The sequence below is a fragment of the Methylosinus sporium genome, assembly GCF_003113265.1.
In the GTDB taxonomy this organism is placed as follows: Bacteria; Pseudomonadota; Alphaproteobacteria; order Rhizobiales; family Beijerinckiaceae; genus Methylosinus; species Methylosinus sporium.
The window spans coordinates 52,189-64,269 of the sequence record NZ_PUIV01000013.1; the positions used below are offsets into that span (position 1 = coordinate 52,189).

Consider the following 12,081-nt stretch of genomic DNA (forward strand, 5'->3'; position numbering starts at 1 on the left):
TCAGCGTGAGACTTAGCATTTCAATAGCCGCATCAACCACGCCGAAGCGGACAGCGACAGCGCGCGGGCCATGCGGTGACACACTTTGTTGAAAAAGGATTCCTCGATGAAGAAGTTATTCTCAGCCACCGCGATTGCACTGGCTCTCTCCGCTGGAGCGGCGCTCGCCGCGGATCTCCCCGCCCTCAAGGCTCCGATTCTTCCTCCGCCGCCTCCGCCGCCCATATGGACCGGATTCTATGTCGGTCTGAACGCCGGCTATTCCTGGGGCGCGTCGAACAATATCGACGTCGGCACGGTCAATCTCTATGACACTTTCGGGAACAACGGACTGCTTCCCTTCGTCATCGATCCCGGCGCCGGCTCTGCGGCTCTGGCCGCGAGCGGAACCGTGAACGCGCAACGCAACGGCTTCATCGGCGGCGGCCAGGTCGGCTACAATTATCAATTCGGCAATCACTTCCTCGTCGGTCTCGAAGCCGATTTGCAGGGCACCGGCATTCGCAGCGAGAACAGCTTCACCGGCGCCGCCAATTGGAACGCCTTCAATGTCGCCGTCGGGCCGTTCGGTCTCGCTCTCGACCGCTCCGCCGCCAGCACGACGACCGTCACGTCGCGCACCGATTGGCTCGGCACGGTTCGCGGCCGCTTGGGCTATATCTGGGGACCGTCCTTCCTGCTCTACGCCACCGGCGGTCTCGCTTATGGCGGCGCGCAGGCGACGACGCATCAGTCGCTCTTCGTCAACAACAACCTTTCCGCGACCGTCCTCGGCGCGCAGGTGTTGGGCCTCAGCGTGCCCTACGGATCGATCGGCGGCGTCGCGCGCTACAACGAGTCGCGCATCGGCTGGACCGTCGGCGCCGGCATCGAATGGCTGTTCGCTCCGAACCTGAGCTTCAAGGCGGAATATCTCTACTATGATCTCGGCACGGCTCGTTTCCTGAACGGCCCGCTCGCCGCGGTCGGCCCGCAGGTGACGGTGCTCGGCTTCACCTCGCCGCTGCTCACCTCGATCAACCAAGGCATCACGCGCGTCAAATTCGACGGCCATATCGCGCGCGTCGGCATCAACTATCACTTCGTTTCGGCGCCGCCGGTTCCGGTCGTCGCCAGATATTGATCTTCTCTTCGCGCCGCCAGATCGCGACAGCCCGGCCGTGATGGCCGGGCTTTTCGCTTTCGGCGCCGCTTTCGGCATGGATATTTCGGAGCCGTTCGCGCTAGAAATGACGCGACGCAACGAAAGCTCCGCCGCAAATGATCTTTGCTCCCGCCTGGGCCTGGGCCGTTTTCACGCTGACCGCCGCCGGCGGACAGACGCTGCGCAATGCGCTGCAGCGCGATCTCACCGATCGGCTCGGCGCCGCAGGCGCGACCTTCGTGCGCTTTCTCTTCGGCTGTCCTTTCGCCTTTCTCATTCTCGCAGCCGCCTGCGCGATCACGAATGTGGCACCGCCCGTTCCTGACGCAGGCATATCGCTGCTCATAGCGACGGCGGCGACATTGCAGATCGCCGCGACGGCGCTGATGCTCGTCTCCATGAAGCAGCGCTCTTTCGTCATCGTCACGGCGCTGCTCAAGACAGAGGCGGTGCAGATCGTCGTCTTCGGACTCGTCTTTCTCGGCGAGAGCGCGACGCCGGCGCTCGCGTTCGGCGTCGTCTGCGCGACATTCGGCGTCATGGCCCTATCGCTGCCCGATCCCGCCGCGGCGCTGCGTGACGCGAGCTGGCGGCCGATTTTCTACGGCCTCGCCTCGGCCGCAATGTTCGGCGGCTCCACTATTTTATACCGCGAGGGCGTGCTCAGGCTCGGCGGCGCCTCTTTCGTCGTCGCGGCCGCGACCGAGCTCCTTCTCGGCCTCGTCTTGCAAACGGCGCTGATCTTGCTCTATCTGGGCGTCTTCGACCGTGGGGGCCTCGCCGCCATCCTCGCCCAATGGCGAGAATCCCTGTCCGCGGGGCTGCTCGGCGCCTTGGCGACGCTGTTCTGGTTCCTAGCCTTCGCCCTCGAGACCGCGCCGCGCGTGCGCACGCTGGCGCTGATCGAAGTCTTGTTCGCGCAAATGGTCTCGCGCCGCATGTTCGCGCAGAGAACCGGAGCGCGGGAGTGGCTGGGCGTGGCGATGCTGATCGCCGGCGTCGCGGCCGTTTTGAACGGCGGATAGCGGCCGCTCTGGCCGCATCCTCGAGAATTGCGAGATCCGACATGGCGTCCCAGATCGACGGCCCCCGAATTCAGCCGAAAGCCGGCAAGGCCAAGCAGCTCGTCGTCTTCCTCCACGGCTATGGCGCGGACGGCAATGATCTCATCGAGATCGGCCGGCAATGGCGCTCCTTCCTGCCGGATGCGGCTTTCGTCTCTCCTCACGCGCCGGAGCGCTGCGCGCTCTCCCCCGCCGGGCGGCAATGGTTTCCGCTGACCATGCGCGATCCCGGCGAGCGCTGGCGCGGCGTGGTGGCGACGCGGCCGCTGCTCGAGAGCTTCCTCGCCGAGGAATTGGCCAGGAACGACCTCGACGAGAGCAAATTGGCGCTGGTCGGCTTCAGCCAGGGGACGATGCTGGCGCTCCATGTGGGCCTGCGTCTGCGCCGGGCTCCGGCGGCCATTCTCGGCTATTCGGGCATTCTGGTCGCGGGAAGCGAGCCGGCGGAGATACCGCCGCAATTCGGGACCAAGCCGCCGCCGGTGCTGCTCGTCCATGGGGAAGAGGATTCGATGATCCCGGCCGATGCGCTGCTGCTCTCCGCCAATGCGCTGGCCAAGGCCGATGTGCCGACGCAATGGCATCTCTCCGCCGGACTCGACCATGGCATAGACAATGCCGGCCTGCTGCATGGCGGGCTGTTTCTGGCGAGAAGCTTCGGCGTTCCGGTGGAATTCGGCCGCGGAGCCCGCTGAGCCGCGCTCAGAGCGCCGGGGCGCCGTCGCGGCCGGCCCCCGCCCCCACGGGCGCGAGCACTTCGTCGAGCGGCGGCAATGCGCGGCGCACGGCGCGGCGCAAGCCCGCCGGCCGATAGAGCTGCTTGGTCGCCTCGACGATGTGAACGCCCCCGCCCGGCAGCGAGAAACGGCCGGCGATCCGCTCGAAGGCCGGAGCCGAGCGCAGCAGCGAGGCGCGGGCGAAGGGCGGAACATAGAGCGCCTCGCCCCAGAAGACGGGAAGCAGCAGCGTCTCCTGCAGCAGGCTCTGCAGCTGGCCGCGCGAATAGGGGTGGCCATGGCCGAAAGGCGTCGTGTCCACCCGCGCCCACAGGCCGGAACGGCTGGGAACGACGACGATCACCCGCCCGCCCGGCGCGAGGATGCGCCAAATTTCCTCCAAAATGTCGCGCGGCGATTCGCCGACCTCGAGCGCATGGACGACCAGGACGCGGTCGATGCTGGCGTCGGGCAGCGGCATCATCGTGGTCTCGACCAGCGAGGAGGCGGAGCGGCCGCCGTTCGGCCAATGGACGACGCCCTGAGCCGCCGGCATGAAGGCGAGCACACGCTGCGCCCGCTCCTGAAAATCGACGAGATAGGGCGTGGCGTAGCCGATCCCGAGCACGCGCAGGCCGGAATGATCCTCCCAGCGGCTCCGCGCCATGCGTCCGACGAGGCGCCGCGCCACCTGGCCGAGCGGCGAACCGTAAAAATTCCGCAGGTCGACGACGTCGAGAGACATATCTACTTTTTCGCAATATCTTCGGCGCGACGCAAGCGTGCGAAACGGCCGCGGCCGCGACCGGAGAGCGGCGCGCCGCGGGTTGCGACAGGAGCGGCGCAATGAGCGTGGAGGTCGTTCAATTCATTTGCCTGGCCGATAATTTCGGCCTGCTGCTGCGGGACGAGGCGACCGGCGCCGTCGCCTCCATCGACGCGCCGGACGCGCGCGCCATCGCGGGCGAATTGTCGCGGCGCGGCTGGCCGCTCACCGATATTCTGATCACCCATCATCACGCCGACCATATTCAAGGCGTGGCGGGGCTGAAAAAACTCTATCCGCAGGCGCGCGTCGTCGGCCCGCGCAAGGATCGCGGACGCCTTCCCCACCTCGATCTCGAGGTCGGCGAGGGCGACCTCGTCGCTGTCGGCTCGGCGACGGCGCGGGTCATGGAGGCGCCGGGCCATACGACCGGACATATTCTCTATCACTTCGCCGAAGACGAGATTCTCTTCGTCGGCGACGTGCTGTTTTCTCTGGGCTGCGGCCGCGTGTTCGAGACGCCGATGGACGTCATGCTCGCCTCGCTGGAGAAGATCGCCGAATTGCCGCCCGAGACGCGCGTCTATTGCGGCCATGAATATACGCAGGCCAATGCGCGTTTCGCGCTGACCGTCGACCCGCGCAATCTTCTGCTCGCCGAGCGCGCCCGCGAGGTCGACGCGCTGCGCGCCGAGGGACTGCCCACTCTGCCGACGACGATCGCGCTCGAGCTCGCCACCAATCCATTTTTGCGCGCGGAAGACCCACAGCTGCGGCAGGCGCTCGGCATGGAGACGGACGATCCCGTCCATGTCTTCACGCAAATGCGCGAAAGGAAGAATGTGTTCCGATGACCACGGACTCGAGCGCCCCGCCCTCGGCGGCGGAGATCGCGCGGCGGCTCTCCCTCGCGCCGCATCCCGAAGGCGGCTTCTATCGCGAAACCTTTCGCGATGCGCGCGCGACGAAGGACGGCCGAGCCGCCTCGACGGCGATCTATTATCTGCTCGGCGCCGGCGAGGTCTCCGCCTGGCATCGGGTCGACGCGGCGGAAATCTGGCACTTCTACGCCGGAGCGCCGCTCGCCCTCGAGATTTCGGCGAACGGCGAGACGAGCGCGCGGCAGATCCTCGGCGCGCGACTGTCACAGGGCGAACGTCCGCAGATCATCGTGCCGGCCGGCCATTGGCAGAGCGCGCGCAGCCTCGGCGCCTGGACGCTGGTCGGCTGCACCGTCGCGCCGGGCTTCGAATTCTCCCGCTTCGAGCTCGCGCCGGTGGATTTTTCCCCTCCCGGCGCAGAATAGGCGCATCCCGCCGATTCCGCTCGCGCCGATCCGAAATCGGCGTTTTTCCGCGCGGGCCGGGTCCGGACCGGCGCAAAGCGCGCGACCTGCGCGCCCCCGCTAAACGACCCGTTTACTTTTGGGCCCCAATACTCGGCGTCATCCGCATTCCTACGATCAGGCCCAGCCGATGCAATTGCGCCATCTCGCCGACAAGGCGGTTTCCACGGGATTGCAGGAGCCGGCCTCCTCCCTCTCCGCAGCGCTCGCCGCGCCGGAGCAGCAGCCGCCGGCGGGCCCCGATCTCCGCAGCGTCACGGCCTCGATCGGCATGCTCGCCTATGAGTGGGACATAGCGACCGATCGGCTGAGCTGGGGCGAAAATCTCCGCGAGGTGCTCGCGACTTTCGCGGACGTCGATCTATCGACCGGGCGCGCCTATGGCGAGCGGCTCGGCGCGCAGAGCGCGACGTCGCGCTTCGACGCCATCGTCACCAGCGCCGGCCGCGACGACGGACACGGCGTGTTGTACAATGCGATCTACGCCCTCGCGCCGCCGCGCGAGACCGGCGGCGGCTCTCTCGTGTGGATCGAGGATTGCGGCAAATGGTTCGCCGGCCGCGACGGCCGTCCGAGCCGCGCCCATGGCGTCGTTCGCGTCATCACCGAGCGCCATGAGATGGAGCGCCGGCTCACCCGCAGCGCGCAATTCGACGCGCTCACCGGCGCGATGAGCCGAGCTCTGCTCGCCGAACATTCGCTGCGCCTGCTCGGACAGCCCGAGAAGACGCGCAAGCCTTTCACAATATTGCTGGTCGCGCTCGAAAACCTTTTCGCGCTCAACCGCACCTACGGATATGACGCCGGCGACGAGATCATCGTCGGCCTCGCCACGCGCTTGCGCGCCAATGTCCGCGTCAATGATCTCGTGGCGCGCTACGCCGGCAATAAATTCGCCGTGCTGCTCGAGAATTGCGACGTGGAGCAGGCCAAAGCGAGCGGCCAGCGGCTCATCGAGGTCATCGCGCATTCGCCTTTCGCGACCGAGATCGGCGTGGTCTCCGTCTCGGCGCGCATCGGCGCCGTCGTCGCGCCGCGCGACGGCAGATCGCCCGCCGTTCTGTTCCAGCACGCGGAAGAAGCGCTCGACGCCGCGCGCCAGCGCAATGCTCAGCGGCTCGTCTGCTACGCCACTTCGCTCGCGCGCGACAATGGACGGCTGCACGCGCTCCAAATTTCCGACAGCGTCGTCTCCGCGCTCAACGAGCGCCGCGTCGAGCTCGCCTTTCAGCCCATCGTCGACGCGCAAACAGGCGACACGGCCTTTTATGAAGCGCTGCTGCGCGTGCGGCTCGCCGACGGCGCCATCGTCGTCCCCGGCGACATTCTGCCGATCGCCGAGAAATCCGGCCTCGTCCGGCTGCTGGACCAGCGCGTTCTGGAGCTGGCGCTGGCGCGCCTGCGCGCCGATCCGTCGCTACGCATTTCGGTGAACGCTTCCGTCGCCACGCTGCACGACCCGGAATGGCCGGACTGGCTCGCCAACGCCACGCATGTCTACGCCGGCGTCGCCGATCGCCTCACGATCGAAATCACCGAGACGACGCTGATCGACGATTTCGACAAGACGCGGCAACTGATCTGCGATTGCAAGCGCCTCGGCATCAAATTCGCCATGGACGATTTCGGCGCCGGGCACACATCCTTCCGCAATCTGCGTCTGCTCGACTTCGACTTCGTCAAGATCGACGGCGTCTTCATTCAGAACATCATCAAATCGGAAGATGATCGCTTCTTCGTGCGCACGCTCACCGATCTCGCCAAACATCTCGGCCTGAAGATCGTCGCGGAATGGGTGGAGGACGAAGCGACCGCGCGGCTGCTGCGCGGCTGGGGCGTCGACTTTTTCCAGGGCTCGCTGTTCGGCTCCGCCATGATGGCCTCGGCGCCGGGCGAGACGCTCGATCTCGCCCGGCGCGCCTGAGCGCGCATCCACGCCGAATTGTCTTCGGCGCGAAGCCTTCGCGCAGGGCGGCGAGGACGCCCTGTCAGCTCTTGCTCGACAATTGGTCGATGCGCTTGTTCAGCTCGTCGAGCTGACGCTTCATCTCGTCGAGATCGGATCGCGGCGGCTCGGCGGGGGCAACTGCCGCCTCGGCGGAGGCGGCGGGCGGCTCGGCCGGCAGGCCGAAGGGGTTGAACATGGTCAGCGCATGGCGGAACACCGCCATATTCTTGCGCGCCTGCTCCTCGAGCGACTGAAAAGCCTGGCGCGTCGGCTCGCCGAAAGGCGCACCTTCCAGCGCCTGCGAGACCTGATCGCGAAACTTCTGCTGATCGCGGGTCAGTCGGTCGATGCTGAACTCGAGATAGCTCGGCACCAGCATTTGCATCGAATCGCCATAGAAGCGGATGAGCTGGCGCAGGAAGGCGATGGGCAGCAGGCTCTGCCCGTCCTTGCTCTCCTGCTCGAAGATGATCTGCGTCAGCACGGGGCGGGTGATGTCCTCCCCCGTCTTGGCGTCGCAGACGACGAAATCCTCGCCGCGCTTGACCATGGCGGCAAGATCCTCGAGCGTGACATAAGTGCTCGTGCCGGTGTCGTAGAGACGGCGATTGGCGTATTTCTTGATCGTCGTCGGCTTTTTCTCGGTGGCCATGTTCCGCCCGCCGCCTCCGTCGTCCTGGCGCGCCGCCACGATCTTCTCGGTTCCGGCGAGCTGAGCGCCGGCTCCTTTCTCATATTTCGGCGTGCGTAGCAAAATATCCTCGCTTTTCGTCCCGCGACGCGCAGAGCGACCGCAGCTCTCCCCCGAACGATAGCCGCAACCGCCCGCATCCCGCAATAAATTCGTCGCGAAAAGGCGGTTTGCGCGCGCCGAGAGCCGTTTTTGAGGCAACCGCCTCTCGCTCGGCGACGCGGCCTCGGCTATATTGGCGACATTATTCGCCGAACGCCCGGGATCGAGCGCCCCGGGATCGAACGCTCCGGCGCGAGCCCGAGCGCGACAGGAGGACGATATGCCGATCACGAAGCTGCTGCTGGCGGCGGCCGCGGCGCTCCTCGTCGGGGCCTGCAACACCACGAATCTGGCCGAGCAGCGCGCCGCCGACGAGGCCCGCTGCCGAAGCTATGGCTTCCGACCCGGATCGGACCCGTTTTCGAAATGCCTGCTGCAGGTTGATCTCGATCGTTCGGCCGACCGGCGCGCGGCCCGCTACGACTATCCCTATGGCTTCGGCCCGCGGGGCTATTATTGGGGCCGCGGCTGGTGATGACGCGCGGATCCGGCGACGACGACGGAAATCCGACAGAAACCGGGCGAATTCGCGATTTTTCGCCGCGGCGCAGCGCGCCGTTTCCCGCAGCGCGGCAATAAGGTAAGAGAGGCGAGGCGCGGCTTCGAGCCCCTCGCTTGAGACGGCCCCGCCCATGTGCGAAACAGCGCGCGAGGGCGACGCGAATGGCGGCCGATTCGCCGAGCGGGGCCGACGCCTGTGCGGCGCCCGCACGGACGCTGGCGAGAGCGAGACGGGCCGAAAACGGAATTGGGCTCATGTTGTTCAACATAGAAGCCGACCGTGGCGACCAGATCGTCGGCTATGTCGTTCCGGATGATTATTCTATCTCGCCGACGCTTCGCATCATTCAGGGCGGCGCCGAGATCGCGGAACTGCTCTGCCGCGAGGCGCGCCCGTCTCTGGTGGCGGCCGGCCGGCACGCGACGGGTCTTTGCGGCTTCACCGTCGACAGCTCGATCGTCCCCGATCTCGTGTCGAATCAGAGCCTCGAGATTCGCGAGGCCGAATCCGGCATCTTGATCTACCGGCGGCGCAACGGCTCGGAGGTCACGCATCGGCGGGTCTTTCGGCTGGAGACGCATCTCTTCCCGCTGTGGCGGCTGGACGAGAAGGTGGAGCACAAGTTTCAGTTCTTCCACAAAGGCGTGGAGCGGCACGGACGCGAGACCGCGCAGCAAGTCTTCATGCTCGAGAACGTCTCCTCGCTCTATGTGAGCGGCCGGCTGACTTTCGCCGGCTATTCCAATCATATTCACGACAAGTTCAAGACCATCGTCTTGCTGCACGACCCCTATCTCGAGCTCGCCGAGCGTCTGCTGACCTTGAAGCATGTCTCGCGGTTCGGCGACGAATTGCTCGGGGCGAGAGACATGATCTCCTATCAGCGGGCGATCGAATTCGCGCAGCAGATCGAGCCCGACGGCAGCGGGCTGCGCCGCGCCTTCGACGCGATGCCGCGCGACGTCATCGGCGTCTTCGCCAATCCGCTGACGCGGCAGCTCTCCTCCGACTCGCTGGAAGAGCCGCCGCCCAAAAACGGCGTCGCCAAGGCGCTCGCCGCGCTCGCGAGCTTTTCGGTTGTGGGGCTGCGCGACAGCCAGGACCGTTTTCTCGAGGAGGTGGAAGCCCTGCTGGACATAGAACCGGCGACGCTGCCGACGCTTCCCCATTTCGCCGCCGTCGGCGACTTGGCGCGGGAGCTGCGCCGTCTGCCGGAAGTCGAGCTGCTGCTCGAGCAGGACCTCGAAATCTACCACACCGCCAAGACGGCGATCGAGGAGGCCATTTGACGAAAAATCGACAGGCTGCGGCAACTCCGGCGCGCCTCTGCGGACCGCCTTCGCCGCGAATTCCCGGCCAGCGCCGATGATCGAAACCAAGCCGCCGCTCGAGGAGGACCGCCTTCGCCTGCGCGCCGAGGAGAGATCCTCGCGCTCGCTGGTTCCGGCCGCATGGCTGCGGCCGCTCGCCAATGCGCCAGAGGCCGCGCGTCAGCTCGCGGGCCGTGTCGAGCGGATCGCGACCGAGGCCAATCGCGCGCTGGAGAGCCGCACGCGCATTCCGCCGCTCTGGCTGAGCTTCATCGCCTTCGTGATCGTCCCTTCCTTCGCGGGGGCGGTCTACTTCGCCTTTTTCGCCGCCGAACAATTCATGGTCGAGACCCGTTTTGCGGTGCGCGCCATAGAAATGGAGGCGATGGCGACGCCCAAGGGGGAATCGGCCGCCTTCACCTTCACCCCCTCCGGCCAGAACGCCTATATCGTGACGAGCTATATCCGCAGCAGGGCGATCGTCACGGATGTGTCGTCCAAGCTCGATCTGCGCGCGATCTATCGCCGGCCGGAAGCCGATTTCTGGGCGCGCCTGCGCCGCGACGCCACGATCGACGCGCTGACCGACTATTGGCAATCCATGGTCGAGACCACGGTCGACGCCAATTCCAGCCTCGTCACCGTCAAGGTCCGCGCCTTCCGCAAGGGCGACGCGCTCGCGCTCGCTTCGGCGATCGTCGCGGCGAGTGAATCGCTGGTCAATCGCATCTCCGAACGCGCGCGGCGGGACGCCACCGCAATGGCGGAAAAGGATGTGCGCCGCGCTTTCGAATCGGTTCAGGCGGCGCTGGCCGATCTGCACAAGTTCCGCGACGAGTTCGGCGTGATCGATCCGAGCCTGACAGGCGGCGAGATCGTCGCGCTGCTGGCGCCGCTGGTCGCGCAGAAGATCAAGCTCGAAGGCGAGCTGTTCGTCGCCGGCCATGAATTGTCGGCGGACGCGCCGACGGTGCGCGTCCTGCGCGAGCAGCTCGAATCGGCCGAAAAGCAGATCAAGGAGCTGAAGGGGCGCCTGACCTCCAGCGACGGGAAGAGCCCGTCGAGCTCTACAATGTCCGGGATTCTGGCGAAATTCGAGGAGCTCGAAGTTCGCAAGGCGCTCGCCGAACGCTTCTACGCGCTCTCCAAGGCCGATCACGACCGCGCGCTGTTGCGCGCCAACCGGCAGAGCATCTATCTCACCGTCTTCGTCCCGCCCGCGGAGCCGGAGATCGCGCGCTATCCGCACCGGGTGACCTATCCGGTGCTGATCTTTCTCGCCTTCGCCGTCGTGTGGAGCATTTTCGTCCTGCTTCTCGCGACGATCGAGGACCACCGGCTCTGAGCGGAAGGCCCGGCGACGCCGCGGCGGCCAGCGCCACAAAAGGCTTTACCCGGCGGCGGATTCGCAGGAATCTCGCCCCTCGCTTCGACGCGTTTTCGACGCCGAACCAGCGTCCGCTGCGGCCGGAAACGCTCTCGACGCACGAAAGGAGAGGTCGGCGATCGATGGCGACGATGGACGGCGATTTCTGGGTCTTCGGCTATGGTTCGCTGATGTGGCGGCCGGGTTTCGAATTTCTCGAGAGCGGCCTCGCCTGGGTGCATGGCTATCACCGCTCGCTCTGCGTCTTCTCCCATGTCCATCGCGGAACGCGAGAGCGTCCCGGCCTCGTGCTCGGCCTCGACTATGGCGGCTCCTGTCTCGGCGTCGCCTTTCGCGTCCGCGGCGCGGCGCGCGAGGAGACGATCGCCTATCTTCGCGCCCGCGAATTGGTGACCTCGGTCTATGTCGAGCGCAATGTGGGGCTACGCTTCGCCGAGGGCGGCTCGGCCCGCGCGCTCGCTTTCATCGTCGACCGCGCCCATGAGCAATATGCCGGACGCCTGTCGATCGACGAGATGACCCGGCTCGTCGAAGGCGGCGTCGGCGCCTCGGGCGACAATCCCTCCTACGTCCGCAACACGCACGCGCATCTCCAGCAGCTCGACATTCACGATCCGTCCCTCGCCGAAATCGTGCGCCGGCTCGCCGCGCGCGAGGCGCCGCTCGCCGAGACCGCCTGACGCCTCAGTTCAGCAAGGCGCGCGCGAGGTGGCGCGCGACCTCTCCCGGCAGCGCGCAAAAGCGCACATGCCATTCGTTCACGCCGAGCGCGCCCGCGGCGACGCGCGCGAGCCGACCGCTCTTCGTGTCGAAATCCTCGCTGACGAGCACGCAGACCGGCCGGCGTTCCGCCCCCTCCCGCGCGACCCCGATGACGACGGCGCGCGCGAATCCCGCCACCAGCGCCTCCTCCTCGGCCGAAAATATCGTGCACACATAGCTTTCGTCGCGGCCGGCGCGCCAGGAATAGAAGCGCTCGCGCAGCGGCGTCGAATGCAGCGCGGCCAATCCCCGCCCGCGAATGGGCGACGCCTCCGCCCTCCCCGGCTTCGCCTCTCGGCGCTCGACCCGATCGACGACGAAATCGACGACGAACATGACGACCT

Annotated in this window: 13 protein-coding genes; 10 read left to right on the forward strand and 3 right to left on the reverse strand. The window is 66.6% G+C overall.

Annotation, left to right across the window (positions count from 1 at the left end):
- The first annotated feature begins 106 nt into the window (after positions 1-106).
- From C5689_RS10290 to C5689_RS10300, 3 genes are all read left to right on the forward strand, one after another.
- Positions 107-1,123 carry an outer membrane protein gene (locus C5689_RS10290; protein WP_108917226.1) on the forward strand — a complete coding sequence of 339 codons (1,017 nt, stop codon included), beginning with the start codon at positions 107-109 and terminating at the stop codon, positions 1,121-1,123.
- A gap of 137 nt (positions 1,124-1,260) precedes the next feature.
- The gene (locus C5689_RS10295; RefSeq protein WP_108917188.1) at positions 1,261-2,169 is read left to right on the forward strand and encodes a DMT family transporter; all 909 of its coding nucleotides are present in this window, start codon (positions 1,261-1,263) and stop codon (positions 2,167-2,169) included.
- Positions 2,170-2,210: 41 nt separating this feature from the next.
- Positions 2,211-2,903: an alpha/beta hydrolase gene (locus C5689_RS10300; RefSeq protein WP_108917189.1), complete on the forward strand. Its 693-nt coding sequence runs from the start codon at positions 2,211-2,213 to the stop codon at positions 2,901-2,903.
- Positions 2,904-2,910: 7 nt separating this feature from the next.
- Here the strand turns inward: C5689_RS10300 and C5689_RS10305 are convergent, their stop codons facing one another.
- Positions 2,911-3,669 carry a class I SAM-dependent methyltransferase gene (locus C5689_RS10305; RefSeq protein WP_108917190.1) on the reverse strand — a complete coding sequence of 253 codons (759 nt, stop codon included), beginning with the start codon at positions 3,667-3,669 and terminating at the stop codon, positions 2,911-2,913.
- A 101-nt stretch (positions 3,670-3,770) separates the two neighbouring features.
- On the opposite strand from C5689_RS10305, the gene gloB reads away from it, so the two are divergent.
- From gloB to C5689_RS10320, 3 genes are all read left to right on the forward strand, one after another.
- Positions 3,771-4,544 carry a hydroxyacylglutathione hydrolase gene (gene gloB, locus C5689_RS10310; RefSeq protein WP_108917191.1) on the forward strand — a complete coding sequence of 258 codons (774 nt, stop codon included), beginning with the start codon at positions 3,771-3,773 and terminating at the stop codon, positions 4,542-4,544.
- Positions 4,541-4,996 carry a cupin domain-containing protein gene (locus tag C5689_RS10315; protein ID WP_108917192.1) on the forward strand — a complete coding sequence of 152 codons (456 nt, stop codon included), beginning with the start codon at positions 4,541-4,543 and terminating at the stop codon, positions 4,994-4,996. Before gloB ends, C5689_RS10315 begins: the two co-directional genes overlap by 4 nt.
- Positions 4,997-5,114: 118 nt before the next feature.
- Positions 5,115-6,959, forward strand: a complete 1,845-nt coding sequence (locus C5689_RS10320) for a putative bifunctional diguanylate cyclase/phosphodiesterase (RefSeq protein WP_244594663.1) — start codon at positions 5,115-5,117, stop codon at positions 6,957-6,959.
- Positions 6,960-7,023: 64 nt separating this feature from the next.
- Here the strand turns inward: C5689_RS10320 and phaR are convergent, their stop codons facing one another.
- Positions 7,024-7,635 carry a polyhydroxyalkanoate synthesis repressor PhaR gene (gene phaR, locus C5689_RS10325; protein WP_108917227.1) on the reverse strand — a complete coding sequence of 204 codons (612 nt, stop codon included), beginning with the start codon at positions 7,633-7,635 and terminating at the stop codon, positions 7,024-7,026.
- Positions 7,636-7,996: 361 nt separating this feature from the next.
- Here phaR and C5689_RS10330 point away from each other — a divergent pair, with 361 nt between their 5' ends.
- From C5689_RS10330 to C5689_RS10345, 4 genes are all read left to right on the forward strand, one after another.
- Entirely contained in the window at positions 7,997-8,251 is a 255-nt protein-coding gene (locus C5689_RS10330; RefSeq protein WP_108917194.1) for a hypothetical protein, read from the forward strand.
- Positions 8,252-8,532: 281 nt separating this feature from the next.
- Complete coding sequence (locus tag C5689_RS10335) at positions 8,533-9,567, forward strand: hypothetical protein (RefSeq protein WP_108917195.1); 1,035 nt, start codon at positions 8,533-8,535, stop codon at positions 9,565-9,567.
- Positions 9,568-9,643: 76 nt separating this feature from the next.
- Entirely contained in the window at positions 9,644-10,933 is a 1,290-nt protein-coding gene (locus tag C5689_RS10340) for a KpsE/RkpR family capsule polysaccharide export protein (protein WP_108917196.1), read from the forward strand.
- A gap of 164 nt (positions 10,934-11,097) precedes the next feature.
- A complete protein-coding gene (locus C5689_RS10345; protein WP_108917197.1) occupies positions 11,098-11,655 on the forward strand; it encodes a gamma-glutamylcyclotransferase in 558 nt (185 codons plus the stop codon).
- Between the two features lie 4 nt (positions 11,656-11,659).
- Here the strand turns inward: C5689_RS10345 and C5689_RS10350 are convergent, their stop codons facing one another.
- Positions 11,660-12,073: a hypothetical protein gene (locus C5689_RS10350; protein ID WP_108917198.1), complete on the reverse strand. Its 414-nt coding sequence runs from the start codon at positions 12,071-12,073 to the stop codon at positions 11,660-11,662.
- Between the last annotated feature and the right edge of the window lie 8 nt (positions 12,074-12,081).

Excerpts from the sequence above, each read along its gene's own strand:
- C5689_RS10350 (WP_108917198.1), bottom strand. The coding sequence starts at position 12,073 with ATGTTCGTCGTCGATTTCGTCGTCGATCGGGTCGAGCGCCGAGAGGCG.
- gloB (WP_108917191.1), top strand. The coding sequence starts at position 3,771 with ATGAGCGTGGAGGTCGTTCAATTCATTTGCCTGGCCGATAATTTCGGC.
- C5689_RS10295 (WP_108917188.1), top strand. The coding sequence starts at position 1,261 with ATGATCTTTGCTCCCGCCTGGGCCTGGGCCGTTTTCACGCTGACCGCC.
- C5689_RS10345 (WP_108917197.1), top strand. The coding sequence starts at position 11,098 with ATGGCGACGATGGACGGCGATTTCTGGGTCTTCGGCTATGGTTCGCTG.
- C5689_RS10315 (WP_108917192.1), top strand. The coding sequence starts at position 4,541 with ATGACCACGGACTCGAGCGCCCCGCCCTCGGCGGCGGAGATCGCGCGG.
- C5689_RS10305 (WP_108917190.1), bottom strand. The coding sequence starts at position 3,669 with ATGTCTCTCGACGTCGTCGACCTGCGGAATTTTTACGGTTCGCCGCTC.
- C5689_RS10340 (WP_108917196.1), top strand. The coding sequence starts at position 9,644 with ATGATCGAAACCAAGCCGCCGCTCGAGGAGGACCGCCTTCGCCTGCGC.
- phaR (WP_108917227.1), bottom strand. The coding sequence starts at position 7,635 with ATGGCCACCGAGAAAAAGCCGACGACGATCAAGAAATACGCCAATCGC.
- C5689_RS10330 (WP_108917194.1), top strand. The coding sequence starts at position 7,997 with ATGCCGATCACGAAGCTGCTGCTGGCGGCGGCCGCGGCGCTCCTCGTC.
- C5689_RS10335 (WP_108917195.1), top strand. The coding sequence starts at position 8,533 with ATGTTGTTCAACATAGAAGCCGACCGTGGCGACCAGATCGTCGGCTAT.
- C5689_RS10290 (WP_108917226.1), top strand. The coding sequence starts at position 107 with ATGAAGAAGTTATTCTCAGCCACCGCGATTGCACTGGCTCTCTCCGCT.
- C5689_RS10300 (WP_108917189.1), top strand. The coding sequence starts at position 2,211 with ATGGCGTCCCAGATCGACGGCCCCCGAATTCAGCCGAAAGCCGGCAAG.